The sequence below is a fragment of the Streptomyces sp. NPDC041191 genome, from assembly GCF_055591945.1.
The window spans coordinates 464,003-490,442 of record NZ_JBVIZC010000005.1 but is presented as its reverse complement, the minus strand read 5'-3'; the positions used below and the strand labels follow the sequence as shown (position 1 = coordinate 490,442).

Genomic DNA, 26,440 nt, shown 5'->3' with positions numbered 1-26,440 from the left:
GGTACTGCAGGGGGGACCCTGTGGGAGAGTAGGACACCGCCGAACAATCATTGTGGGAAAGCCCCGCACCTCATGGTGCGGGGCTTTTCTGCGTTTACTGGTCTTTTCGGGGGGCCAGGCGGTCCCGGAGATGAGCGAGAAAGTCGCCGGGTTTCGGCGGAGGTGTCGTACGGCGCCGGCCTCGGTCGCCGCCTCGTTGCAGGATGCGTGCCGAGCCGCAGGGGGACAGTGATCACCGCCCTGATCATCTGGGAGCTCTCGCTCTCCGCCCCCACCGCCATCGCGGTATGGGCCGGTCCGGCCCTGGGCGGAGTGGTCGGCACCTGGGCCGCCCGGATCCAGCGGACAGCGGCTGCCCGGTGGTCGCGGGCGGCGTGGGGGCCGTCCGAGGAGAGGCAGCGGCCCCCGAGTGCCGGGTGCCCGGTGGGGAGTGCTGGGGGGCCACTGGAGGGCGGTGGCGGGTGAGGCCGCGGCCGGGGGTGATGACCACGGGGCCGGGGGCCCGCCCGGGGCGGCACCGGGCGCGGAGACAAGCGGAGTCGAAGAGGGTGCCGAGCCGTGCTCGGAAGCGGTCGAGGACGCTCTGGAGGAGGGACAGGCCGGCCTCGTGGCCCCTCGGGTCGGGACGCCCCCCGCTCCGCCGCCTCGCGGGCGGGGGAGCGGGGGGCGGGGGGCGGGGGGGGCGTCCACCGGCACGTCGCCGTCGGCGCGCGAGTGCGCCGGTGTCGCGGCCGCTTGTTTCGCGGCCGTCACGGCATCAGCCTCCGACGGCCCGATCGCCGGATGCGGGGTCGCGGTCGTCGGGGAGGTTCGCCGCCCGGATCAGTTCCAGGTCCAGGGCTTCCCGGCGGATGCGCTGGTCCACGTAGAGGAGGACCCTCACGCCGGCCGAGATCGGGTAGGTGAGCGCGTTGGTGATCACGCCGCCGATGCCCGTGATGATCAGGAACGGCCAGCCGAAGGCGGGGGGTGTGCCGGCGACCAGGCCGGTGAGTCCGTCACCGTCGGCCGCGATGCCGAGGAGCATGAAGGGGATCGAGACGACCAGGGTGAAGAGGTAGATCAGCAGCTGGGTGAGCAGGACGATCCCGAAGATCCGCCACCACGAGCCCTGGACCAGCTTCGCCGAGCGCTTCAGGGACTGGACCACGCCGCCGCGCTCCAGCATCAGGGCGGGGGAGGCGAGACTGAAACGGATCAGCAGCCAGACGAACGCCACCAGGGCGGCGAGACTGCCGAGAAGGGTCAGGGCCACCCCGGGGGCCCCGCCGACCAGGCTCCCGGGAAGCAGACCCACGAACACGACGGCGACGGTCATCGCCGCGAGGAGCAGCGTCAGGCCGAGCAGACGGAGCAGGCGCGGCCGGGCCTCCTGCCAGGCGGAGGAGAGCGAGACCGGGCGGCCGAGGATCGCGCGGCTGATGACGACGGTCAGCAGGGCGCTGCTGACCAGGGACGCCACCAGCGTCACGAGCAGGGCCGGTCCCATGCCGATCAGGGAGGACTGGACCGACTCGAGCATGTGCTCCAGTTCCTCGGCGGGCGTGGCACCCGGGTCGAGCGGCGGGGTCTTCTGCGTCAGATACCGCTGCGCCAGTACGCCGACGGTCTCGGAGAGCACCGCGACCGTGACCGTGATGGTGAGGACCGTGCGCCAGTAGGCACGGAGGGTCTTCACCGCGCCGTCGAGGATCTCGCCCACGCCCAGGGGGCGCAGCGGGACGACGCCGGGTTTCGGGGTGTGCGGCTTGTCCCAGGGGGTGCCGGCGGGCTGGGTGTTCCAGTTCCGGCCGGGCCCGGAAGGCGGTGTCGGACCGGACGGCGGCGACCACCGGCCGGCGGGCGGCTGGTGCTCGGACCACTGGGGGGCGGAGCCGTTCGCGTCGGCCGGGCCGTCGGGCCGGGACGCGTCGGAGCCGTCCCGGCTGCCGGAGGGGGTGGGTCCGGGCGGGGGCCAGCCCGGAGTGTCGTTCACGGTCGTCCACCTCGGAGGAATGGTCGCGGTGCCGGATCGGCGAACCGGCTCGGTCACGGCGGCCGACACCTGGCACGGCGGCGGGCCGGGTGCCATCGTGTCACGTGGGGTCCGGCGGTGGGTGAGAGCGGCCCTGTCCTTCGTAGCTTCCTCCTGACCTTCAATGTGCGGACGGCAGGCGGCACACTGTGCGGATGCCCGACCCGGCCGCGCGAACCGTGCGGCGGCGGGCCGAGCGGGCCGTCGTCCACAAGATCACGGCCCGGACAGGGGGAGACGCTGTGGGACAGGTCACGGCAGGTAACGATTGGCTAATGGGATGATGTCGATATGAAGGGACGCGTTCTTGTCGTCGACGACGACACCGCACTGGCCGAGATGCTCGGCATCGTGCTGCGGGGTGAAGGGTTCGAGCCGTCGTTCGTCGCGGACGGTGACAAGGCGCTGGCCGCTTTCAGGGAGGCGAAGCCCGACCTGGTGCTGCTGGACCTGATGCTGCCCGGCAGGGACGGCATCGAGGTGTGCCGGCTCATCCGGGCCGAGTCGGGGGTGCCGATCGTCATGCTCACGGCCAAGAGCGACACGGTCGACGTGGTCGTGGGCCTGGAGTCCGGGGCCGACGACTACATCGTGAAGCCGTTCAAGCCGAAGGAGCTCGTCGCCCGCATCCGGGCACGGCTGCGGAGGTCCGAGGAGCCGGCTCCGGAGCAGCTCACCATCGGTGACCTGGTCATCGACGTGGCCGGGCACTCCGTGAAGCGGGACGGGCAGTCCATCGCGCTGACCCCGCTGGAGTTCGACCTGCTGGTCGCGCTCGCGCGCAAGCCGTGGCAGGTCTTCACCCGTGAGGTCCTGCTGGAGCAGGTGTGGGGCTACCGGCACGCGGCCGACACCCGGCTGGTGAACGTGCACGTCCAGCGGTTGCGCTCGAAGGTCGAGAAGGACCCGGAGCGGCCGGAGATCGTGGTGACCGTCCGTGGTGTCGGTTACAAGGCGGGACCGAGCTGACATGAGCGAAGGCAGTGCTGCTCCGAAGCCCGGGGACCCGGGGAACCGTACGGGGCGGGCTGCCGGACCGGGGCGGGGGGGCTTGCGTTCCGGCCGTCTGCCGCGCGGCGGGCGGCTCCTCCGGGACGGGGCGCGGGGAGGGCCGGTCTTCCGGCTCTTCGCGCGCTGGATCCGGCGGCCCCTGCTGCCCGCCGTGCGGCTCTGGCGGCGGAACATCCAGTTGCGGATCGTCGCGGGCACCCTGCTGATGTCCCTCGGTGTCGTGCTGCTGCTCGGCCTCGTCGTCATCGGCCAGGTGCGCAACGGTCTGTTCGAAGCCAAGGAGAAAGCCGCCCAGAGTCAGGCCGCGGGCGGTTTCTCCGCCGCCCAGGACCGGGCGGCGACGACCCCCTCGACCCCCGGCCAGCAGGAGGGCGGGCGGGTCGGTGCCCCCGTGAACTGGCGCTCCACCCTGGTCGAGCAGCTCGCCAGCGGTGGTCAGAGCGCCTTCAACGTGGTGGCGCTCTCCCTCGACACCGGTGACACCGCGAGCCGTGGCGTCCGCGCCTCCGGAGAGGTCGATCCGGCCACCAGCATCCCCGCGGAACTGCGGCGCTCGGTCGCCCAGGGGACGGGCACCTTCCAGAAGCCCACGCGCATCCACTACACCAGCTCCAAGGCGTCCGAGCCGGGACTGGTGATCGGCAAACGGCTGAACGACGCCGAGGGCACCCAGTACGAGCTGTACTACCTCTTCCCCCTGTCGCAGGAGGAGGACTCCCTCGCCCTGGTCAAGGGCACGCTGGCGACGGCCGGCCTCTTCGTCGTGGTGCTGCTCGGCGCCATCGCCTGGCTCATGGTGCGCCAGGTCGTCACGCCCGTCCGCATGGCCGCCGGCATCGCCGAACGGCTCTCGGCGGGCCGCCTCCAGGAACGGATGAAGGTCACCGGCGAGGACGACATCGCGCGGCTCGGCGAGGCGTTCAACAAGATGGCGCAGAGCCTTCAGCTCAAGATCCAGCAGCTGGAGGAGCTGTCGCGGATGCAGCGCCGGTTCGTCTCGGACGTCTCGCACGAGCTGCGCACCCCGCTGACCACCGTCCGGATGGCCGCCGACGTCATCCACGAGGCCCGGGTCGACTTCGATCCCGTCACCGCCCGCTCCGCCGAACTCCTCGGCGACCAGCTCGACCGTTTCGAGTCGCTGCTCTCCGATCTCCTGGAGATCAGCCGTTTCGACGCGGGTGCGGCCGCGCTGGAGGCCGAGCCGATAGATCTGCGGCAGGTCGTGCGCCGGGTCATAGGCGGTGCCGAACCCCTCGCCGAGCGCAAGGGCACCCGGATCGTGGTCGTGGGCGACCAGCAGCCCGTGGTGGCCGAGGCGGACGCCCGCCGGGTCGAGCGGGTGCTGCGCAACCTCGTCGTCAACGCCGTCGAGCACGGCGAGGGCCGGGACGTGGTGGTCAGGCTGGCCGCCGCGGGCGGGGCCGTCGCCGTCGCCGTCCGCGACTACGGCGTCGGGCTCAAGCCGGGCGAGGCGACCCGGGTCTTCAACCGCTTCTGGCGCGCCGACCCCGCCCGCGCCCGCACCACCGGCGGCACCGGTCTCGGCCTGTCGATCGCCGTCGAGGACGCCCGGCTGCACGGCGGCTGGCTCCAGGCGTGGGGTGAGCCCGGTGGCGGTTCGCAGTTCCGGCTCACCCTGCCGCGCACCGCGGACGAGCCGCTGCGGGGCTCCCCGATACCCCTGGAGCCCGAGGATTCGCGCCGCAACCGGGAGCAGGCGGCCGCCGGGCACGCGCAGGAGAACGCCCGCCGCGCGGCCGTACCGGCGCAGGCCGCCGGGGACCGGTCGGCGCTCCCCGTACCGCCGAGGCCGTTCCGGGCGACCGTCGATCCGGCGGCGCTGCCCGGCAGCGGTTCCCGGGTGGTGCCGCGGGCGGCCGCCGACACCGACGGCGGGGTGGGCGCGGCGGCCGGACGGAACGGGAACGCCGAGCGGGAGGACGGGACACATGGGGGCTGACGCCCGGACGGAGCGCGCGGGCCGGGCACGGGGGGGCCGCGCGGTGGTGCTCTCCGCGTGCGGGGCGCTCCTGGCGGCCGGCTGCGCGACGATGCCCGACGACGGGAGCGTGGAGGCGGTGAAGGGCTCCACCACGGGCGACTCGCAGGTGCGGGTCTACGCCGTCGCGCCGCGCGAGAACGCCGACCCGGGCGAGATCGTCGACGGCTTCCTGGAGGCCATGACCAGTGACGACCTCGGGTTCGCCACCGCCCGCAAATACCTCACGCAGCACGCGGCGGAGACCTGGAAGCCGGAGGAGGGCATCACCGTGCTCACCGCCGCGCCCAGCCGCGAACAGGCGGGCCGCAACGGCGATCCCGACAAGGAGGGGCGTTCCTACTCCCTCACCGGCCGCAAGATCGCGACCGTGGACGCGCGCCACGCGTACCAGCCGATCAGCCCCGAGGAGTACCTGCAGACGATCCACGTCGTGCAGCAGCCGGCCGCCGGCGGCAAGGGCAAGGAGTGGCGCATCAACAGCCTCCCGCCCGGCCTGGTCCTCGGTGAGGCCGACTTCCTCCGGAACTACCGCTCGGTCAACAAGTACTACTTCGCCTCCGGGAAGGACTGGGTCGTCGCCGATCCCGTCTACATCCGGCAGCGGCAGGACCCGGTCACCCGGATGGACCCGGTCACCCAGACGGTCAAGACTCTGCTCGACGGCCCGACGAACTGGCTGAAGCCGGCCGTCGACTCCAGCTTCCCCCCGCGTACGGAGCTGAGGAAGGGCGTCACCACCCTGGCGACGGACGACCAGTCCACGCTGAAGGTGCCCCTCAACGCGAAGGCGGACGGGGCCGACGGCCCGGCGTGCCGGCGGATGGCGGCGCAACTGCTGTTCACCCTGCGCGACCTGCCGTCCGTACGGGTCGAACAGGTGGAGCTCCTGGGGTCGAAGGGGTCGCTGTGCCGGCTGGGACAGGGGCAGGCGGCCGAGTTCGCGCCGCTCAGGAACGGCGGCCGCGGGGAGAGCGCGTACTTCCTCGACGGCCACGACAAGCTGAGGAAGCTGATGGCCGGGGAGAAGGAGGCGAGCGCGCCGGTCGAGGTGCCGGGGCCGTTCGGCAGGGGTCCGACCCGGCTCGGTTCGGTCGCCGTCGACCGGGACGAGACCCGGGCCGCCGGGGTCGACACGACCGGTCACCAGCTGTTCGTCTCCTCCATCACGGTGGAGACGGGGCAGGAGCCGCAGCCGGCCGTTCTGTCCAGCAAGGGCGTCAAGCCGGTGGACCGGCTCTCCACGCCCACCTGGGACGGCCAGGGTGACCTGTGGGTCGCCGACCGCGATCCCGCCGAGCGCCGGCTGTGGATGGTGCCGGGAGGTACGGGCAAACCCGTCGAGGTCGGCACGCCGTGGCTGGGGGACGGCCGCATCGAGTCGCTGCGGGTCTCCGCCGACGGCGTGCGGATGGCCCTGGTGGTCAGGCGGGGCGAGCGCACCACCCTCCAGATCGGCCGGATCGAACGGCGGACGACGGACGGCGGGACCGTCGTCTCGGCCTCGGTGGCGGACCTCCAGCCCGCCGCGCCCCGCATGGAGTCGGTCACGGCCGTCTCCTGGGCGGGGCCGAGCCGGCTCGTCGTGGTCGGCCGGGAGGCGGGGGGCGTGCAGCAGATCCGCTACCTGCAGACGGACGGCTCGACCTCGGCGTCCTCGGTGCTCCCCGGCCTGAACGGGGCGTCCTCGGTGTCCGCGCCGCACGACGAGTCGGCGGCGACCCCCGTGGTGGCCGACTCCGAGGACGGCATCGTCCGGCTGCCCCCGGGAACGAACTGGCAGCCGGTGGTGAAGACCGGGAGCTCACCGGTCTACCCCGGCTAGGGCGTGTGCCGAAAGTCCCGTCTGCCCGGCGGCGCCCGGCACGCACGCTCGCCGCGTTGTCGGGCTCACCCCGATACATCCAGTATCGGGGCGACCCTCCGCCTTGCGATCGCACGCACCGGACACCGCCGGGCCCGCCCTCCGGGCGGACGACGCCACTTTCGGCACACGCCCTGGGGGCGTGAGCCGAGGGCGGCACCGTCCGCCCGGAGGCCGTACCTGACGTACTCCGGGACCCGCGCGGGTTTCCGGGAGCCCCGGGGAAGGGGCTTTCGGCAGGTGCCGGAGTGGCGGTCCCGGGGGCTTCCGCCGGGGTCCGAGGGCGATGGCTCGAGGCCCGGAGAAGACCGGCGGCGCGGCGGGGCGGGGAGTTTTCCACAGGGGTGGCCGGATGCCGGGGGAAGGCGCACAGTGGAGCCATGCGGGGGTGGTGGCGCGAGATCGCCGGCCTGGTGCTGCCGGTCGCCTGCGGAGGCTGCGGCAGGCCGCGGACGGAGTTGTGCCCGGCGTGCGCGGAGGCGCTGACCGGGACGCCGCCGCGCAGGGTGCGGCCCGATCCCGAGCCTTCCGGCCTGCCCGTGGTGCACGCCGCCGCGCCGTACGCCGACGCGGTGCGGGAGCTGCTCCTCGCCCACAAGGAGCGCGGCGCGCTCGCCCTGGCCGGACCCCTGGGAGACGCCCTGGCGGGCGCCGTGGAGGCCGTGGCCGGGGCCGTGGGGGAGCCTTCCTCCGGACCCCTGGTCCTCGTACCGGTGCCGTCCTCCCGGCGTTCCGTACGGGCGCGGGGACACGATCCCGCACGGCGGATCGCCCTGGCCGCGGCGGGCCGGCTGCGGCGGACGGGACGGGACGTGAGGGTCGCGCCCGTACTGCGCCAGCGGCGGTACGTGGCGGACCAGGCCGGGCTGGGCGCGCGGGGGCGGCTGGCGAACCTGGCCGGGGCCCTGGAGGTCGTGCCGGGCGGCGCGCGGCTGCTCACGGCGGGAAGGACGGTCCTCGTGGACGACCTGATGACCACGGGCGCGTCCCTGGCGGAGGCGGCGCGGGCCCTCGGAGCCGTATGCCTTCCGGACGCGGGAGAAATGCCGCGCGGCTTCCGGGAAAGCCCGGCGCGGCAGGGCACGGAACAGCGGGCGGCGGCCGTGATCGCATCCTCTCCCGCTTCTTTCGAAATAAACCGGAACTGCACAAGATCTTGGATCGTTGCAGGTGGTGAGCGGTGAAAGCACTCGAACGGCGGTATGTGGCGGCAGCGGGTGCCGACACCCGTCCGAAGGGGCTATGTTCGGTTGTGAGGAATGACGAAAGTCATCGTCTCGCCGAATACATGGTTGCGCCCGAGGACAGGAGTTCAGAGCGAATCAACTTCCTGTCGACGGGGTGGGGATCTTGTCGACCGGGGAGGAGGAGGCGAAAGTCGCCAAGTCCGAACTCCGGTAATCCACCGGAGTCTGGTGCAAAGGGAGACGCCCGGCGGCCGGAGGGCCGGTCCGGGTGATCCGGGAACGGAGTTCTGCGTGGACATCGTCGTCAAGGGCCGCAAGACCGAGGTGCCCGAGCGGTTCCGCAAGCACGTGGCCGAGAAGCTGAAGCTGGAGAAGATCCAGAAGCTCGACGGCAAGGTGATCAGCCTCGACGTCGAGGTGTCCAAGGAGCCCAACCCGCGGCAGGCCGACCGGTCCGACCGCGTGGAGATCACCCTCCACTCCCGCGGCCCGGTGATCCGGGCGGAGGCCGCGGCGGGCGACCCGTACGCGGCGCTCGACCTCGCCAGCGACAAGCTCGAGGCGCGACTGCGCAAGCAGCACGACAAGCGGTACACCCGCCGCGGCAACGGCCGGCTGTCGGCGGCCGAGGTCGGGGACGTCGTGCCCGGCGTCGCCGAGTTCGACGGGGAAGGCAACCTCGTCCCGGGTGAGACCGACGAGGTGCCGACCAGGATGGTGGGCTCGATCGAGGTCCAGGGCGACGGTCCGCTGGTCGTCCGGGAGAAGACCCATACGGCCGCGCCGATGACGCTCGACCAGGCGCTCTACGAGATGGAACTGGTCGGGCACGACTTCTACCTCTTCGTCGACTCCGACACCAAGCAGCCGAGCGTCGTCTACCGGCGACACGCGTACGACTACGGAGTCATCCACCTGGAGAGCGACCCGCTCGCCCAGAGCGACCCGCTCGACGACGGCGGCGCCGGCGGTGCGCTCGGCGGCTGACCGCCGCCCCGCGCCGACCCACATCCCGAGGTGCCCCTGGAGCGCGTGGTGCGCTCCCAGGGGCACCCCCGCGCGTCCCGGTATCACCCCGCCGCCGCCGGGGCATGAAATCATGGAGCGCACGCCAACCGGTGTTCTTCGGGCACGGGTTGGGGACCGGAAACGAATTCAGGCCACGGCCTTCAGGGGGAGGAACGATGGCGGACAGCTTCGGGCCGGTGCTCAGCGAGCGCGAGCACGGTGAGACGGTTCCGGAGGGATCGGATTCGGACAACGGCGCATTCCGCAAGGAGCCGATCCGGGTCCTCGTCGTGGACGACCACGCCCTCTTCCGCCGCGGACTGGAGATCGTCCTCTTCCACGAGGAGGACATCCAGGTCGTCGGCGAGGCCGGTGACGGGGCGGAAGCCGTCGACAAAGCGGCCGATCTGCTGCCCGACATCGTCCTGATGGACGTGCGGATGCCCCGGCGCGGGGGCATCGAGGCGTGCACCTCCATCAAGGAGGTCGCCCCCAGCGCGAAGATCATCATGCTGACGATCAGCGACGAGGAGGCCGACCTCTACGACGCCATCAAGGCGGGGGCCACCGGCTACCTCCTCAAGGAGATCTCCACCGACGAGGTCGCGACGGCGATCCGCGCGGTCGCGGACGGGCAGTCGCAGATCAGCCCGTCCATGGCGTCCAAGCTCCTCACCGAGTTCAAGTCGATGATCCAGCGGACCGACGAGCGCAGGCTCGTGCCCGCGCCCCGGCTGACCGACCGCGAGCTGGAGGTCCTCAAGCTCGTCGCGACCGGGATGAACAACCGGGACATCGCCAAGGAGCTGTTCATCTCCGAGAACACCGTGAAGAACCACGTCCGGAACATCCTGGAGAAGCTCCAGCTGCACTCCCGGATGGAGGCCGTGGTCTACGCGATGCGGGAGAAGATCCTCGAAATCCGCTGAGGACCCGGACCGGAGGCGCCCCGGCCGGCCCGCTCAGCCCAGCGCCCGCACCAGCTCCGGTACCAGCCCCGGCAGGTTCACGCGGTCCGGGACCACCGTGACCGCGTCGCAGCCGACCCACTCGGCCGCCTCGCGCAGGGCCCGCGCCACCGCCGGAACCGCCCCGGGACCGTCGAGGGTCACCTGCCGGGCCACGAGCGTCCGGCCCTCGCGCGCCGGGTCCACCCGGCCGACCAGCCGGCCCCCGGCCAGCACCGGCATGGCGAAGTAGCCGTACACCCGCTTCGGCTTCGGCACGTACGCCTCCAGGCGGTGCGTGAAACCGAAGATCCGCTCCGTGCGGGCCCGCTCCCAGACCAGCGAGTCGAACGGCGACAGCAGCGTCGTGCGGTGCCGGCCGCGCGGCGCGGTCGCCAGGGCCGCCGGGTCCGCCCAGGCGGGCTTCCCCCAGCCCGCCACCGTCACCGGCACCAGGCCCGACGCCTCGACCACCGCGTCGAACTGCTCGCCCTTGATCCGGTGGTAGTCGGCGATGTCCGCGCGCGTGCCCACGCCCAGTGCCTCGCCCGCCTGCCGCACCAGGCGCCGCACGCACTCGGTGTCGTCGAGGTCGTCGTGGAGCAGGTCCTGCGGGATCGCCCGCTCGGCCAGGTCGTAGACCCGCTTCCAGCCGCGCCGCTCGACCACCACCACCTCGCCGTACATCAGGGCCCGCTCCACGGCGACCTTGGAGTCGGACCAGTCCCACCACTCGCCCTTGTTCTTCGCGCCGCCCAGTTCGGTCGCCGTCCGGGGCCCCTCGGCCCGGAGCTGGTCGATCACCTTCCGGTACGCCCCGGCCGACAGCTCGTGGCCCCACTGCGGGCGGGCGCGGTAGGCGCGCCTGCGGAAGGCGAAGTGCGGCCACTCCTCGATCGGCAGGACGCAGGCGGCGTGCGACCAGTACTCGAAGGCGTGGGGCCGGGGCGGGGTCCCGGCGCCGGACGCGGCCGTCCAGTACGCCTCCTCGACCGCCGGACGGCCCACGGCGCCCAGGCGCGCGTACGGGATCAGCTCGTGCGAGCGGGCCAGGACCGAGATGGTGTCGAGCTGGACCTGTCCCAGGCTCCGCAGCACGCCGCGCACCCCGGCGCGGCGGTCGGGCGCGCCCAGGAACCCCTGGGCACGCAGCGCGATCCTGCGGGCTTCGTCGGCGGACAGTTCGGCGGCGGGGCGCGGCACAGTCGTCATGATCCGCACCTTAGGCCCCGGCACTGACACCCGGAACGGGGCCTCCTCAGACGGCCGGGAGGTCCCGCGCCGGGAGGTACGGCAGGGGGCTCGGCAGGCCGAAGTCGGAGGGGAGCAGGGCGCCGGTCCAGCAGTCCCGGAGCGTGCCCTTGTTGATCAGGCCGGCGCGCTGGACGCCCTCCACGAGGAAGCCGACCCGCTCGGCCACCGCGCGCGAGGCGGTGTTGCCGACCTCGGCCCGCCACACCAGGCGGGTGCAGCCGAGCCCGGTGAAGGCCCAGTGGGCCAGGGCGCGGACGATCTCGGTCATGTGGCCGTTGCCGCGGTGCTCCGGGTCCAGCCAGTAGCCGACCTCCCAGACGCCCGGACCGCGGCCGCTCAGGGAGGCGGCGGCGAGCAGCGGGCCGCCGGTCAGGGGTTCGGCGGCGAAGGCGTACTCGGTGTCCTCGCGCCAGCCGTCCGGCACCAGGCGGTTCAGGAAGAAGTCGGCGTCCTGCCGGGTGTAGGGGTCGGGGACGGTGGTCCAGCGCAGGATGCCGGGGTCCTGGCAGATCCCGTACACGGCCTCGGCGTCGCCGGGGACGGGGTTCCGCAGGCGCAGGCGGTCGGTGGTGAGGGTGATGGGCTCCATGCGGGGGATTGTCGTGACCGGCCGGACCGGAAGCGAACACTTTTCGGGCGGGGCGGCACCTTCCGCCCACCTCGTGCGTTCTCCCTGTGGGCGGGCGGACGGCTCAGGTGCTGCGGGCCTCCCTCCGTGAGGGCGGTCTCGCTTACGATGGCCGTTGCGGTGGGGACCACCTGCCGTGCCCGCGCTCGTGTCCGTGACAAGACCCAGTGCCAGGCCCGACCGGCAAGGAGACCAGCCTCAGTGTCCGTCTTCAACAAGCTCATGCGTGCAGGCGAAGGCAAGATCCTGCGCAAACTGCACCGCATCGCGGACCAGGTCAACTCCATCGAAGAGGACTTCGTCAACCTCTCCGACGCCGAGTTGAGGGCGCTCACCGATGAGTACAAGCAGCGGTACGCCGACGGTGAGAGCCTCGACGACCTGATGCCCGAAGCGTTCGCGACGGTGCGCGAGGCCGCCAAGCGCGTGCTCGGCCAGCGCCACTACGACGTCCAGCTGATGGGCGGCGCCGCGCTCCACCTCGGCTACGTCGCCGAGATGAAGACCGGTGAGGGCAAGACCCTCGTCGGCACCCTCCCGGCGTACCTCAACGCGCTCTCCGGCAAGGGCGTGCACCTGATCACGGTCAACGACTACCTGGCCGAGCGCGACTCCGAGCTGATGGGCCGGGTGCACAAGTTCCTCGGCCTGACCGTCGGCTGCATCCTCGCCAACATGACGCCGGCCCAGCGCCGCGAGCAGTACAACTGCGACATCACGTACGGCACGAACAACGAGTTCGGCTTCGACTACCTCCGCGACAACATGGCGTGGTCCAAGGACGAGCTCGTCCAGCGCGGCCACAACTTCGCCTGTGTCGACGAGGTCGACTCCATCCTCGTGGACGAGGCCCGTACGCCGCTGATCATCTCCGGCCCCGCCGACCAGGCCACCAAGTGGTACGGCGACTTCGCCAAGCTGGTCACCCGCCTCACCCGGGGCGAGCCCGGCGTCCCGCTCAAGGGCATCGAGGAGACCGGCGACTACGAGGTCGACGAGAAGAAGCGCACCGTCGCCATCCACGAGGCGGGCGTCGCCAAGGTCGAGGACTGGCTGGGCATCGACAACCTCTACGAGTCGGTGAACACCCCGCTCGTCGGTTACCTGAACAACGCCATCAAGGCGAAGGAACTGTTCAAGAAGGACAAGGACTACGTCGTCATCGACGGCGAGGTCATGATCGTCGACGAGCACACCGGCCGCATCCTCGCCGGCCGCCGCTACAACGAGGGCATGCACCAGGCGATCGAGGCGAAGGAGGGGGTGCCGATCAAGGACGAGAACCAGACCCTCGCCACGATCACCCTGCAGAACTTCTTCCGCCTGTACGACAAGCTCTCCGGCATGACCGGTACGGCCATGACCGAGGCCGCCGAGTTCCACCAGATCTACAAGCTCGGCGTCGTCCCGATCCCCACGAACAGGCCGATGATCCGCAAGGACCAGTCGGACCTGATCTACCGGACCGAGGTCGCCAAGTTCGCCGCCGTGGTGGACGACATCGCGGAGAAGCACGAGAAGGGCCAGCCGATCCTGGTCGGCACGACCTCCGTCGAGAAGTCCGAGTACCTCTCGCAGCAGCTCTCCAAGCGCGGCATCCCGCACGAGGTCCTCAACGCCAAGCACCACGAGCGCGAGGCCAGCATCGTCGCCCAGGCCGGCCGTCGCGGCGCCGTCACCGTCGCCACGAACATGGCCGGCCGCGGTACGGACATCAAGCTCGGCGGCAACCCGGACGACCTCGCCGAGGCCGAGCTGCGCCAGGCGGGCCTCGACCCGGTCGAGCACGTCGAGGAGTGGGCCGCGGCCCTCCCCGCCGCCCTGGAGCGCGCCGAGAAGGCCGTGAAGGCGGAGTTCGAGGAGGTCAAGGAGCTGGGCGGGCTGTACGTCCTCGGCACCGAGCGCCACGAGTCCCGCCGCATCGACAACCAGCTCCGCGGCCGCGCCGGCCGCCAGGGCGACCCCGGCGAGTCCCGCTTCTACCTCTCCCTCGGCGACGACCTGATGCGCCTGTTCAAGGCGCAGATGGTCGAGCGCGTGATGGCCATGGCCAACGTGCCGGACGACGTGCCGATCGAGAACAAGATGGTCACCCGCGCCATCGCCTCCGCGCAGTCCCAGGTCGAGACCCAGAACTTCGAGACCCGCAAGAACGTCCTGAAGTACGACGAGGTCCTCAACCGGCAGCGCGAGGTCATCTACGGCGAGCGCCGCCGCGTCCTGGAGGGCGAGGACCTGCACGAGCAGATCCGCCACTTCATGGACGACACGATCGACGACTACATCCGCCAGGAGACCGCCGAGGGCTTCGCGGAGGAGTGGGACCTCGACCGTCTGTGGAACGCCTTCAAGCAGCTCTACCCGGTGAAGGTCACCGTGGAGGACCTGGAGGACGCGGCCGGGGACCGCGCGGGCATCACCGCCGAGTTCATCGCCGAGTCCATCAAGGACGACATCCACGAGCAGTACGAGGCGCGCGAGAAGCAGCTCGGCTCGGAGATCATGCGCGAGCTGGAGCGGCGCGTCGTCCTGTCGGTCCTGGACCGCAAGTGGCGCGAGCACCTCTACGAGATGGACTACCTCCAGGAGGGCATCGGCCTGCGCGCCATGGCGCAGAAGGACCCGCTGGTCGAGTACCAGCGCGAGGGCTTCGACATGTTCACCGCCATGATGGAGGGCATCAAGGAGGAGTCCGTCGGCTACCTGTTCAACCTGGAGGTCCAGGTCGAGCAGCAGGTCGAGGAGGTTCCGGTGCAGGCGGGCGCCCCCTCGCTCGACAAGGGCGACGCGGTGCCGGCCGCCGCCGGGCGTCCGGAGATCCGCGCCAAGGGGCTCGACGCCCCGCAGCGGCCGGACCGGCTGCACTTCTCGGCGCCGACCGTGGACGGCGACGGCGGTGTGGTCGAGGGCGACTTCGCCTCCGACGACACGGGCTCCGGCGACGGGATGACCCGCGCGGAGCGCCGCAAGGCGCAGAAGAACGCGGGCGGCGGACGGCGTCGCAAGAAGTGACGTCCCGCCGGGTCCCCGGGCCCTGAGCGTTCGAGGGGGCCGTCCACCCGCCGGGGTGGACGGCCCCCTCGCCCTTCGTACGGCCGTACGCCCCCGCGATGTACGGCCCGTGTCGTGCGCTCCGCCGTCACGCGTGCCGGGCGGTCGCCTCCAGCCCGTCGAGTTCCACGGCGGCGCAGCGCCAGCGCTGGTCGTCGCCGCGCTCCAGCCGGAACGCCATCGCCCGTACGCGGGTCCCGGTGGCGATGGTCGCGAACGCCTCGACGGCTCCCTGGGAGGGGTGCGTCTGGACCGAGCAGCGGCGCAGCACCGGCCGGGGGCCGAGGGAGCGCAGCGGCGTCCCGGGGGCGAGCCGGACCAGCTGCTCGTACGCGTCGCCGAGGGTGTGGCCGAGCATCCAGTGCACCGGCCGTTCCCCGCTCAGCACGGCGAGCAGGCGCTCGGCGAAGACGGTGTGCGGGGGGAGCGCGCGGGGCGTGCCGCCCCGGGACGTACGGGGACGGGCGCCGGCGGAGCCGCGCGGGCGGGTGCCGGCGGGGCCGCCGGGGGACGTACGGGGCCGCGCGGGACGGGGACGGGCGGCGGCCGGGGAGCCCGCGGCGGCGGTGGCGGCCGTGCGGACGGCGGCGGCACGCACGGCGGTGGCGGCATCGGCGCGAACGGCGGTGCGGATGGCGGTGGTGGTGACGTCGTCGGCGGTCGCGGTGACGTCGGCGGTGACGAGTGTGCTGGTCATGACGGTCCCCTGTCTCTGTGTAACCGGTTGGTACCAGTCGGTAACTTCCGTTGGGGACCTTCTACGGCGGGACTCCGGGGCCTCGCAAGGAGCCGGCCCCGGGGAGCGGTTCCGGGGCGGGATCACCTATCCGGGTGACGCGGCAGGAAAGCCGGTCTCCGGCGGTTCGGCGAGGGGCCCCGGCGGCGGGCGGGACGGGGCCGGCCGGGAACCCGAAGGGGGACTCCGCACGTATCCTGAGGGCATCTCCGTCTACGAAAGCGGCCAGCCATGCGCGTCTACGTCCCCCTGACCCTCCCCGGTCTCGCACAGGCGCACAAGGCGGGCGAGCTGGGCCCGGGCCCGCTGACCGCCTACGCCGTCACCCCCGCCCTGCGCGAGTGGTACGTCTCCGACGACATCGAGGAGCTGGAGTACGCGGCGCTCAACCGCGCCGCCTCCGCCTCCCTGCGGCTGCTCGCCAACGACCCCGGGACGCCCCGGCGCCGGGTCGTCGTCGCCGTGGACGTGGCCGACAAGGACGCGGCCGTGGACCCCGACCGGGGGCTCGACGCCGGTTCCGTCGGCGAGGTCCGGATCGCCGGGCCCGTACCGCTGAGCAGGGCGGCGGCGGTGCACGCCGACGCGGACGACGCCGAGGCGGACGTCACGGCGGCGGCGGACGCGCTGGGGGCGGCCGACCAGGGGGACGACGACGCGCGGTTCGTCGTGGACGGTGCCGAGGACCACGAGCTGCTGTGGTTCGGGGTGCAGGAGATCCCGGCGCTGCTGGCCTGAGGGCGAGGGGAGACCTCCGTGCTCCCCGCCGCCGGGCGCGGCGGGTACCGTCCTTCCATGGGGAAGCACGGAAAGCACCTGGTCTGGGACTGGAACGGCACGCTGCTCGACGACACCGAGGCGGTCATCGGGGCGACGAACGCCGCCTTCGCCGAACTCGGACTCGGGCCGATCACGCCGGAGCGGTACCGCGAGCTGTACATGGTGCCGGTGCCGAGGTTCTACGAGCGGTTCATGGGACGGCTGCCCACCGACGCCGAGTGGGCGCTCATGGACGGCGCCTTCCACCGCCACTACCGGGAGCGGGCCGAGGGGTGCGGGCTGACCGCCGGGGCGGCCGAACTCCTCGCGGCGCGGCAGGCGTCCGGATCGACGCAGTCGCTGCTCTCCCTCGCGCCGCACGCCGACCTCGTCCCGCTCGTGCGCCGGCACGGCATCGCGGAGCGGTTCACGCGCGTGGACGGGCGGACCGACGCCTCCACGGACGGGAAGTCCGGGCACATGGTGCGGCACCTGGCCGCCCTCGGCGGGGTGCGGCCGGACCGGGTGGTCGTCATCGGCGACGCGGCGGACGACGCGCTGGCGGCGGCGCACGTGGGGGCGCGGGCGGTCCTCTACACCGGGGGCTCGCACAGCCGCGCCTCGCTGGAACGGGTGGGGGTGCCGGTGGTGGACTCCCTCGCGGAGGCGGTGGCCGTGGCGGAGGAGCTGGTGTAGTCCCTCCGCCGGACACCGGCCGGGCGGTTCAGCCCCCGGCCCGGAGGACCTTCAGGAACTCGCGCATCCAGACCGGGTGGTCCGGCCACGCCCGGGAGGAGACGAGGAGGCCGTCGACCACGACCGCCGTGTCCCGGAAGGACGCCCCGGCCGCCTGCATGTCGGGTTCGAGGGCCGGGTAGGCCGTGACCCGGCGCCCCTCCAGGCCGCCGGCCGCCGCCGTCAGGAGCGGCCCGTGGCAGATCTGCGCCACCGGCTTGTCCGCGTCGAAGAACGCCTTGACGATCTTGCGGAGTTCCGGGTCGTTGCGCAGGTACTCCGGTGCCCGGCCGCCCGGCACCACCACCGCCGCGTACGCGCCCGGGTCGACCTCGGAGAAGGCGAGGTCGGCGGGCCAGGTGTAGCCGGGCTTCTCGGTGTACGTGTCGAAACCGGGTTCGAAGTCGTGGACCACGAACCTCAGGGTCTTGCGGGCCGGGGCCGCGATGTCGACCTCGTAGCCCTCTTCGAGCAGGCGCTGGTAGGGGTACATCACCTCCAGGGACTCCGCCGCGTCGCCGGTCACGATCAGGATCTTCGCCATGGCTCTCCCGGATCACAGGGGTCGGACTGCCGTCCCGCGCACACCGCTCCTCCTGGAGCAACGCGCCAAGAGGACATGTGTCGCTGTCCATAACGTCAAACTTCCGCCCCCTCTTTTGTACACATACGGCTCATGACGGTTCGGGGGTCGGGAGCGATAGGCTTCCCACGTGATCAGCGCGATACGCCGAGGGGGCAGTGAAGCCCCCGGCTGCCGCCCGGTCCGCGACAGCGGCCGGGCCGTCCGTGCGTTCGCCGATCTCCTCCGCCCGGGCGTGCCGCGCACAGTGGCCGATAACGACCCGGGCATCTCTCATCCGGGCATACCGTCGTTCCGACCGGATTCACCGCGTCGAGGCGTTGTGCCCTTCCTTCCACCGACGTCACGCAACGGCGCGCGACCAGGAGTCAGAGGACATGCAGACCAAGCTGGACGAAGCCAAGGCCGAGCTGCTCGAGAGGGCCGCTCGGGTAGCTGAGCACAGCCCGGTCGGGGGGCGACTTCCGACGGGGCCGGAGGGTTCGGGCGAACGCCCGGACGGGGACACCGTGCTCGAGTACCTCCAGCGCTACTACCTGCACACCGCACCCGAGGACCTGGCCGACCGGGACCCGGTCGACGTGTTCGGCGCCGCCCTCTCCCACTACCGGCTCGCGGAGAACCGTCCGCAGGGCACCGCGAACGTGCGCGTCCACACCCCGACGGTGGAGGAGAACGGCTGGACGAGCAGCCACTCCGTCGTGGAGGTCGTCACCGACGACATGCCCTTCCTGGTCGACTCGGTCACCAACGAGCTGTCCCGCCAGGGCCGCGGCATCCACGTCGTGATCCACCCGCAGGTCCTCGTCCGCCGTGACGTCGCCGGCCGGCTCATCGAGGTCCTGTCGGCCCAGATCCACGGCGAGCTGCCGCACGACGCGCTCACCGAGTCCTGGATCCACGTCGAGATCGACCGCGAGACCGACCGCGCCGACCTCAAGCAGATCACCGTCGACCTGCTGCGCGTCCTGTCCGACGTCCGCGAGACGGTCGAGGACTGGGAGAAGATGCGCGACGCCGCCCTGCGCATCGCGGACGGCCTCCCCGGCGAGCCCACCGCCCCCGACCTGCGGCCCACCGAGGTGGAGGAGGCCCGCGAGCTGCTGCGCTGGCTCGCCGACGACCACTTCACCTTCCTCGGCTACCGCGAGTACGAACTCGTGGACGGCGACGCCCTGACCGCCGTGCCCGGCACCGGCCTCGGCATCCTGCGCTCCGACCCCCGCCACTCCGGCGACGACGAGGGCCACCACGCCCACCCCGTCTCGCCCTCCTTCAGCCGGCTCCCCGCCGACGCCCGCGCCAAGGCCCGCGAGCACAAGCTGCTCATCCTGACGAAGGCCAACAGCCGGGCGACCGTGCACCGCCCCTCGTACCTCGACTACGTCGGCGTGAAGAAGTTCGACGCCGACGGGAACGTCGTCGGCGAGCGCCGCTTCCTCGGCCTCTTCTCCTCGGCCGCCTACACCGAGTCGGTCCGCCGCGTCCCCGTCGTCAAGCGCAAGGTCCAGGAGGTCCTGGCGGGCGCCGGCTTCTCCCCGAACAGCCACGACGGCCGCGACCTGCTCCAGATCCTGGAGACCTACCCGCGCGACGAGCTGTTCCAGACCCCGGTCGACCAGCTCCGGTCCGTCGTCACCAGCGTCCTGTACCTCCAGGAGCGGCGCCGGCTGCGGCTCTACCTGCGCCAGGACGAGTACGGCCGCTACTACTCGGCCCTCGTCTACCTGCCGCGCGACCGCTACACCACCCGCGTCCGGCTGCGGATCATCGACATCCTGAAGGAGGAGCTCGGCGGCACCAGCGTCGACTTCACCGCCTGGAACACGGAATCGATCCTCTCCCGGCTGCACTTCGTCGTCCGCGTCGAGCCCGGCACCGAACTGGCCGCGCTCACCGACTCCGACGTGGACCGCATCGAGGCCCGGCTCGTGGAGGCCGCCCGCTCCTGGGCCGACGGCTTCGGCGAGGCGCTCAACGCCGAACTGGGCGAGGAGCGCGCCGCCGAACTGCTCCGCCACTACGGCAACGCCTTCCCCGAGGGCTACAAGGCCGACCACTCACCGCGCGCCGCCGTCGCCGACCTGGTCCACCTGGAGGCCCTGTCCGACGGCCGGGACTTCGCGCTCTCCCTCTACGAGCCGGTCCTCGCGGGCCCCGGCGAGCGCCGCTTCAAGATCTACAAGACGGGCGACCAGATCTCCCTCTCCGCCGTCCTGCCGGTCCTCAACCGGCTCGGCGTCGAGGTCACCGACGAGCGTCCGTACGAGCTGCGCTGCGCCGACCGCACCCACGCCTGGATCTACGACTTCGGCCTGCGGATGCCCGCCGAGACCGGCAACGGCACCTCCCTCGGGGACGACGCCCGCGAGCGGTTCCAGGAGGCGTTCGCCGCCACCTGGACCGGCGAGGCCGAGAACGACGGCTTCAACTCGCTCGTCCTCTCCGCCGGGCTCACCTGGCGCGAGGCGATGGTGCTGCGCGCCTACGCCAAGTACCTGCGCCAGGCCGGGGCGACCTTCAGCCAGGACTACATGGAGGACACCCTCCGCAACAACGTCCACACCACCCGGCTGCTCGTCAACCTCTTCGAGGCCCGGATGGCGCCGGAGCGCCAGCGCGCCGGCACCGAGCTGACCGACGCCCTCCTCGAAGAGCTGGACGCCGCCCTCGACCAGGTCGCGAGCCTGGACGAGGACCGCATCCTGCGCTCCTTCCTCACCGTCATCAAGGCCACCCTGCGCACCAACTTCTTCCAGCGGAACGGCGAGGGCCGGCCGCACTCCTACGTGTCGATGAAGTTCGACCCGCAGGCCATCCCCGACCTGCCGGCCCCGCGCCCCGCCTTCGAGATCTGGGTGTACTCGCCCCGCGTCGAGGGCGTCCACCTGCGCTTCGGCAAGGTCGCGCGAGGCGGTCTGCGCTGGTCCGACCGGCGCGAGGACTTCCGCACGGAGATCCTCGGCCTGGTCAAGGCGCAGATGGTGAAGAACACCGTCATCGTGCCCGTCGGCGCCAAGGGCGGCTTCGTCGCCAAGCAGCTCCCGGACCCCACCGCGGACCGGGACGCCTGGATGGCCGAGGGCATCGCCTCGTACAAGACGTTCATCTCGGCCCTGCTCGACATCACCGACAACCTGGTGGCGGGCGAGGTCGTGCCGCCGGTCGACGTGGTCCGCCACGACGAGGACGACACCTACCTGGTCGTCGCCGCCGACAAGGGCACCGCGACCTTCTCCGACATCGCCAACGGGGTCGCGGAGTCGTACGGCTTCTGGCTCGGTGACGCGTTCGCCTCCGGCGGCTCGGCCGGCTACGACCACAAGGGCATGGGCATCACCGCCCGCGGCGCCTGGGAGTCCGTCAAGCGCCACTTCCGCGAGCTGGGCCACGACACCCAGTCCGAGGACTTCACGGTCGTCGGCGTCGGTGACATGTCCGGCGACGTCTTCGGCAACGGCATGCTGCTCTCCGAGCACATCCGCCTGGTCGCCGCCTTCGACCACCGGCACATCTTCCTCGACCCGAACCCGGACGCGGCCGTCTCGTACGCCGAGCGCCGCCGCCTCTTCGAGCTGCCCCGCTCGTCCTGGGCCGACTACGACACCTCGCTGCTCTCCCCCGGCGGTGGCATCCACCCCCGCACCGCCAAGTCGATCCCGATCAACGCGCAGGTCCGGGCCGCCCTCGGCATCGAGGCCGGGATCACCAAGATGACCCCGGCCGAGCTGATGAAGGCCGTCCTGCACGCCCCCGTGGACCTGCTGTGGAACGGCGGCATCGGCACGTACGTCAAGTCGTCGGCCGAGTCGAACGCCGACGTCGGCGACAAGGCCAACGACGCCATCCGCGTCGACGGCCAGGACGTGCGCGCCAAGGTCGTCGGCGAGGGCGGCAACCTGGGCGCCACCCAGCTCGGCCGCATCGAGTTCGCCCGGTCCGGCGGTCCCGAGGGCAAGGGCGGCAGGATCAACACCGACGCCATCGACAACAGCGCCGGCGTCGACACCTCCGACCACGAGGTCAACATCAAGATCCTGCTCAACGGGCTCGTCGCCGAGGGCGACATGACCGTCAAGCAGCGCAACAAGATCCTCGCGGAGATGACCGACGAGGTCGGCACGCTGGTGCTGCGCAACAACTACGCGCAGAACACGGCCCTGGCCAACGCCGTCGCCCAGTCGCCGTCCCTGCTCCACGCCCACCAGCGCTTCATGCGCCGCCTGGGCCGCGACGGGGCCCTCGACCGCTCCCTGGAGTTCCTGCCCAACGACCGGCAGATCCGCGAGCTGCTCACCAACGGGCGGGGCCTGAGCCAGCCGGAGCTGGCCGTCCTCCTCGCGTACACCAAGATCACGGTGGCCGACGAGCTGATCGGCACGGACCTGCCGGACGACCCGTACCTGCGCGGGCTGCTCCACGCGTACTTCCCGACGCTGCTGCGCGAGCGGTTCGCCGACGCCGTCGACGGCCACCCGCTGCGGCGCGAGATCGTCACCACCGTCCTGGTCAACGACACCGTCAACACCGGCGGTTCGACCTTCCTGCACCGCCTCCGCGAGGAGACCGGCGCGTCGATCGAGGAGATCGTCCGGGCGCAGACCGCCGCCCGTGTCGTCTTCCGCCTCAGCCAGGTCTGGGACGCCGTCGAGGACCTCGACAACCAGGTGCCCGCCGAGATCCAGACCCGGATGCGGCTGCACTCCCGCCGGCTCGTCGAGCGCGGCACGCGCTGGCTGCTCAACAACCGGCCGCAGCCGCTCCGCCTCACCGAGACCATCGAGTTCTTCGCCGAGCGCGTCGAGGAGGTCTGGTCGCGGCTGCCGCAGCTGCTGCACGGCGCCGACCGGGAGTGGTACCAGTCGATCCTGGACGAGCTGACCGGGTTCGGCGTGCCGAAGGAGCTGGCCCTGCGGGTCGCCGGCTTCTCCTCCGCCTTCCCGATCCTCGACGTCGTGGCGATCGCGGACCGGACGGGCACGGAGCCGCTGGAGGTGGCCGAGGTCTACTACGACCTGGCCGACCGGTTGCGGATCACCGACCTGATGGACCGGATCGTCGAGCTGCCGCGCAGCGACCGCTGGCAGTCGATGGCCCGCGCCTCGATCCGCGAGGACCTGTTCGCGGCGCACGCGGCGCTCACGCAGGACGTCCTGACGGCGGGCGGCGACAACGCCAGCCCGGAGGAGCGGTTCACGGCGTGGGAGGAGCGGAACGCGGCGATCCTGGGCCGCGCGCGGACGACCCTGGAGGAGATCCGGGGTTCGGACACCTTCGACCTGGCGAACCTGTCGGTGGCGATGCGGACGATGCGCACGCTGCTCCGTTCGCACGGCTGACCGTGAAGGGGGAGGGCCCCGCCGGAGACTCCGGCGGGGCCCTCCCCCTTTTTCCCTTCGGCTGTCCCTCCGGGCCTTTCACCCGGCCGGTTCGGCGGCGGCCGTCGAGGTCCACAGGCGGCGGGCGGCGAGCAGGGCCGCGGCGAGCAGCAGGCCGTTGCGGAGCACCATCACGGCGAGGCCCGTGGGGGTGCCGTCGATGACGTCGTAGTAGAGGACGGGGTACGCGAGCGCGCTCAGCGCCGCCGCCGGGAGCAGCAGCAGGACCACCGGGCGCATCACGGTGTCGCGGGAGGTCAGGCAGACGGCGGCGAGGCCGAGCAGCCAGATCATGTACTGGGGGCTGATCACCCGGCTGGTGACGGTGAACAGCAGGACGGCGGCGAGGGCCGTGTCGAACGGGGTGGCGGCGGTCCACGTGCGGGCCCGCAGGCGCCACACGACCAGCCAGCCGAGGGCGAGCGCGGTGAGCAGCAGGGAGAGGTGGCCGAGGCTGGAGACGTACGGGCCGGCGTACTCCAGGGCCCCGTAACGGAACTCGACCCGGCCCGGCCAGACGCCGGCGGACCGGGCGAGGCCGAGGAGCGTGCCGCCCAGGGACTCGATCTGGATGCCCCGGCCGCCCTGCTGGCGCAGGAAGCCCAGCGACTCGGAGAAGAACAGCGCGAGGGCGGCGAGGAGCACGAGGGCGGTGACGGCGGCGGCGGTCCACGCCTCGCGGGTGGTACGGCCCCGGGGCGTGCCGAGGAGGGCGAGCGCCGGCCAGACCTTGACCGTCGCGCCGATCCCGGCGAGCGCTCCGCCGAGCCGGTGGGCCGCGGCCGGGCGGGCGCCCAGGGCGAGCAGGGCGAGGACGGCGAGGGCGGTGGTCTGGACGTCGTACCGGGCGAGGGGGATGTGGAGGAGGAGCGGCAGGCCGCAGACCCAGATCCAGGCGCCGTGGGTGAGGCGCGCGCCGTCGGCGCGGGCGAGGGCGAGGGTGACGACCGCGTCGGCGAGGAGGGTGAGGGTGACGAACGCCTGGAAGTACGTGAGCCAGGGGAGGGCGCCCGGGGACATGATCACGAGCCCGGCGCCGGGCGGGTACTGCCAGGTGGCGTCGCCGGGCGGGAAGGTGCCCTCGGCGAACCTCGCGTACCACTGCTGGTAGAGCGCCACCTCGCGGCCCACCCCGCCGATGCCGAGGTCGTCGCGGAGCAGCAGCAGGAGCATGCCGGCCCGGGTGAGGAGCCAGACGGCGGCGAGCGCGAGGTGGGGGCCGCGGCCGACCGTGACGAAGGTGGCGAGGGTGAAGGTGTCCGAGTCGAAGGGGGAGCGGGTGAGGGCGGGGGGTTCGGCGCCGGTGGGGCGGGAGGCGCCGCCAGGGGAGCGGGGGGACGCGTCGCCGGGGGAGCGGGGGGACGCGTCGCCGGGGGCGCGAGGGGGCGCGTCGCCGGGGGAGCGGAGGGGTGCGGTGCCGGGGGGTTCGGTGCCGGCCGGGTGGGGGGTCTGCGGCTGATCGTTCGTCACCCCACCGCACTTTAGACCGTAATGTCTTGTTTGCCGGTGGTCTTCGCCCCTGACGCGACGAACTCCTCGTACTCCGCCACCACCTCCCGCGCCGGACCGTCCCTCCGGAGCCTTCCCGCCTCCAGCCACAGGGCGCGTTCGCAGGTCTCCGCGACGGCGGAGTGCGAGTGGCTGACCAGGAAGACGGTTCCCGCCTCCGCCCGCAGCTCCTCGATCCGCCGGCGGCTCCGGCGGCGGAAGCGCGCGTCGCCGGTGGCCAGGGCCTCGTCGATGAGCAGGACGTCGTGGCTCTTCGCGGCGGCGATGGAGAAGCGCAGGCGGGCGCCCATTCCGGAGGAGTACGTCCGCATCGGGCGGGAGATCGCGTCGTCCTTCTCGTTGACGCCCGAGAACGCGACGATCCCGTCGTAGCGCTCGCGGACCTCCGTGCGGCTCATGCCCGTCGCGAGGCCGCCGAGGACCACGTTCCGCTCGCCCGTCAGGTCGTTCATCAGGACCGCGTCGACGCCGAGGAGAGCGGGGCGGCCGTGGGTGTAGAGATGGCCGCGGTCGACGGGCAGGAGCCCCGCGACGGCCTTCAGGAGGGTCGACTTCCCCGAGCCGTTCGAACCGATCAGGCCGATCGCCTCGCCCCGGTACGCGACGAAGTCGATCCCCTTGACCGCGTGGACCCGGCGCGCGGCCGGGGTCCTCCTCCGCCACGGGGCCCGGCCGCCCTCGCCGTGTCCGCGCACGGTGTAGGTGATGTGGACCCCGTCGGCCACGACGGTCGGGATCCTCTCCTCGGGTGTCTCAGCCACGGCCGTACGTCTCCTCCGCCTTCCAGAACCAGATGAAACCGCCCCCGAAGGCCAGCACGGCCCAGCCGGCGGCGAGTGCCCAGGCGTGCGGCGGCAGCCGGTCCGCGCCGTGGCTCCCGATCAGGGCGAAGCGCATGAGGTCGATGTAGACGGCCGCCGGATTGCACTGGAGGGCCGTCACCACGGCCTCCGGGAAGCGCCCGCCGTCCGCCGCGCCCCGGAGCGACCACATGGCGCCCGAGGCGTACATCCAGGTGCGGAGCGCGAACGGCATCAGCTGGGCGACGTCCGGGACGCGGGCCGCGACCCGGGCCAGGACGAGCGCCGCGCCCGTGTTGAACAGGGTCTGGCAGGCGAGCGCGGGGACGGCGAGCAGCCAGCTCCACGCGGGGAACTCGCCGCAGCAGAGGAGGAGCGCGACGAGCGCGGCGAGCGAGAGCAGGAACTGCTGGAGCTGCTGGAGGGCGAGTGAGATCGGCAGGCTCGCGCGCGGGAAGTGCAGGGCGCGGACCAGGCCGAGGTTGCCGCTGATCGCCCGGGTGCCGGCCATGAGCGTGTTGGAGGTGAAGGTCCACGCGAAGACGCCGGTGATCAGGAAGGGGACGTAGTCGGGCACGCCGTGTTCGGCGTTCATGAGCAGGCCGAAGATCAGGTAGTAGACGGCCGCGTTGAGGAGCGGGGTCACCACCTGCCAGAGCCCGCCGAGACGCGACTGGCCGTACTGGGCGGTCAGCCGGGCGGTCGCGAAGGAGGCGATGAAGGCGCGGCGGGACCAGAGCTGCCGGACGTACGAGGGGAGCGGTGGGCGGGCTCCGCTGACGCTCAGACCGTGGCGGAGGGCGAGGTCGCGGAGGTTTCCGGGGGGAGGGGCGGTCCGTGGCGGGGGCGGTGCGAGGGTCGTGGTCATGGGCGGGCCTTCGGCGGGAAGCGGTCGGGTGCACGACGGAACGGTCCCGTACCGTCGCTACGGGGACAGTAGGGCGCCCCACGACGGAACGCAACCGTATCGTCGT

The 26,440-nt window shown here is 72.4% G+C and carries 18 protein-coding genes; 10 read left to right on the top strand and 8 right to left on the bottom strand.

Annotated features, from left to right (window positions below):
• Positions 1-757: 757 nt before the first annotated feature.
• Positions 758-1,975, bottom strand: coding sequence for a DUF7847 domain-containing protein (locus ACZ6AQ_RS13360; protein ID WP_468759798.1), 1,218 nt, complete (start codon positions 1,973-1,975; stop codon positions 758-760).
• Between the two features lie 330 nt (positions 1,976-2,305).
• On the opposite strand from ACZ6AQ_RS13360, the gene mtrA reads away from it, so the two are divergent.
• The 6 genes from mtrA (at position 2,306) to ACZ6AQ_RS13330 (ending at position 10,015) form a co-directional block, all read left to right on the top strand.
• A complete protein-coding gene (gene mtrA, locus ACZ6AQ_RS13355; protein WP_010356958.1) occupies positions 2,306-2,983 on the top strand; it encodes a two-component system response regulator MtrA in 678 nt (225 codons plus the stop codon).
• 1 nt (position 2,984) lies between these two features.
• Positions 2,985-4,988 (top strand): MtrAB system histidine kinase MtrB, encoded by a 2,004-nt coding sequence (mtrB, locus tag ACZ6AQ_RS13350; RefSeq protein WP_468759796.1) that lies wholly within the window; start codon positions 2,985-2,987, stop codon positions 4,986-4,988.
• On the top strand, positions 4,978-6,852 hold the full coding sequence (locus ACZ6AQ_RS13345) for an LpqB family beta-propeller domain-containing protein (RefSeq protein WP_468759795.1): 1,875 nt from the start codon (positions 4,978-4,980) through the stop codon (positions 6,850-6,852). Before mtrB ends, ACZ6AQ_RS13345 begins: the two co-directional genes overlap by 11 nt.
• 419 nt (positions 6,853-7,271) lie before the next feature.
• Positions 7,272-8,075, top strand: coding sequence for a ComF family protein (locus ACZ6AQ_RS13340; RefSeq protein WP_468759794.1), 804 nt, complete (start codon positions 7,272-7,274; stop codon positions 8,073-8,075).
• Positions 8,076-8,369: 294 nt separating this feature from the next.
• On the top strand, positions 8,370-9,065 hold the full coding sequence (gene hpf / locus ACZ6AQ_RS13335) for a ribosome hibernation-promoting factor, HPF/YfiA family (protein WP_468759793.1): 696 nt from the start codon (positions 8,370-8,372) through the stop codon (positions 9,063-9,065).
• A gap of 197 nt (positions 9,066-9,262) precedes the next feature.
• Complete coding sequence (locus ACZ6AQ_RS13330; protein ID WP_468759791.1) at positions 9,263-10,015, top strand: response regulator; 753 nt, start codon at positions 9,263-9,265, stop codon at positions 10,013-10,015.
• A gap of 33 nt (positions 10,016-10,048) precedes the next feature.
• On the opposite strand, the gene ACZ6AQ_RS13325 is transcribed toward ACZ6AQ_RS13330, so the two are convergent.
• Positions 10,049-11,245 carry a winged helix-turn-helix domain-containing protein gene (locus tag ACZ6AQ_RS13325; RefSeq protein WP_468759789.1) on the bottom strand — a complete coding sequence of 399 codons (1,197 nt, stop codon included), beginning with the start codon at positions 11,243-11,245 and terminating at the stop codon, positions 10,049-10,051.
• A gap of 46 nt (positions 11,246-11,291) precedes the next feature.
• Positions 11,292-11,876 (bottom strand): GNAT family N-acetyltransferase, encoded by a 585-nt coding sequence (locus tag ACZ6AQ_RS13320; RefSeq protein WP_468759788.1) that lies wholly within the window; start codon positions 11,874-11,876, stop codon positions 11,292-11,294.
• Positions 11,877-12,116: 240 nt separating this feature from the next.
• Between ACZ6AQ_RS13320 and secA the strand changes: the two genes are divergently transcribed.
• Entirely contained in the window at positions 12,117-14,927 is a 2,811-nt protein-coding gene (gene secA, locus ACZ6AQ_RS13315) for a preprotein translocase subunit SecA (RefSeq protein ID WP_388690572.1), read from the top strand.
• 127 nt (positions 14,928-15,054) lie between these two features.
• Here the strand turns inward: secA and ACZ6AQ_RS13310 are convergent, their stop codons facing one another.
• Complete coding sequence (locus ACZ6AQ_RS13310) at positions 15,055-15,564, bottom strand: Rv3235 family protein (RefSeq protein ID WP_468759841.1); 510 nt, start codon at positions 15,562-15,564, stop codon at positions 15,055-15,057.
• A 369-nt stretch (positions 15,565-15,933) separates the two neighbouring features.
• Here ACZ6AQ_RS13310 and ACZ6AQ_RS13305 point away from each other — a divergent pair, with 369 nt between their 5' ends.
• A complete protein-coding gene (locus ACZ6AQ_RS13305; protein WP_468759786.1) occupies positions 15,934-16,440 on the top strand; it encodes a DUF6912 family protein in 507 nt (168 codons plus the stop codon).
• A 57-nt stretch (positions 16,441-16,497) separates the two neighbouring features.
• Positions 16,498-17,157, top strand: coding sequence for an HAD family hydrolase (locus ACZ6AQ_RS13300; protein WP_388690566.1), 660 nt, complete (start codon positions 16,498-16,500; stop codon positions 17,155-17,157).
• A gap of 28 nt (positions 17,158-17,185) precedes the next feature.
• On the opposite strand, the gene ACZ6AQ_RS13295 is transcribed toward ACZ6AQ_RS13300, so the two are convergent.
• A complete protein-coding gene (locus tag ACZ6AQ_RS13295; RefSeq protein ID WP_468759784.1) occupies positions 17,186-17,740 on the bottom strand; it encodes a DJ-1/PfpI family protein in 555 nt (184 codons plus the stop codon).
• A gap of 416 nt (positions 17,741-18,156) precedes the next feature.
• On the opposite strand from ACZ6AQ_RS13295, the gene ACZ6AQ_RS13290 reads away from it, so the two are divergent.
• The gene (locus tag ACZ6AQ_RS13290; protein WP_468759783.1) at positions 18,157-23,118 is read left to right on the top strand and encodes an NAD-glutamate dehydrogenase; all 4,962 of its coding nucleotides are present in this window, start codon (positions 18,157-18,159) and stop codon (positions 23,116-23,118) included.
• Between the two features lie 78 nt (positions 23,119-23,196).
• On the opposite strand, the gene ACZ6AQ_RS13285 is transcribed toward ACZ6AQ_RS13290, so the two are convergent.
• Genes ACZ6AQ_RS13285 through ACZ6AQ_RS13275 form a run of 3 tightly spaced genes read right to left on the bottom strand, consistent with a single transcriptional unit; the run spans position 23,197 to position 26,334 of the window.
• Positions 23,197-24,627, bottom strand: a complete 1,431-nt coding sequence (locus tag ACZ6AQ_RS13285) for a glycosyltransferase family 87 protein (RefSeq protein ID WP_468759782.1) — start codon at positions 24,625-24,627, stop codon at positions 23,197-23,199.
• An 11-nt stretch (positions 24,628-24,638) separates the two neighbouring features.
• On the bottom strand, positions 24,639-25,427 hold the full coding sequence (locus ACZ6AQ_RS13280; protein WP_468759780.1) for an ABC transporter ATP-binding protein: 789 nt from the start codon (positions 25,425-25,427) through the stop codon (positions 24,639-24,641).
• Positions 25,420-26,334 carry an ABC transporter permease gene (locus tag ACZ6AQ_RS13275; protein WP_468759778.1) on the bottom strand — a complete coding sequence of 305 codons (915 nt, stop codon included), beginning with the start codon at positions 26,332-26,334 and terminating at the stop codon, positions 25,420-25,422. The genes ACZ6AQ_RS13280 and ACZ6AQ_RS13275 overlap by 8 nt, the downstream gene beginning before the upstream one ends.
• Between the last annotated feature and the right edge of the window lie 106 nt (positions 26,335-26,440).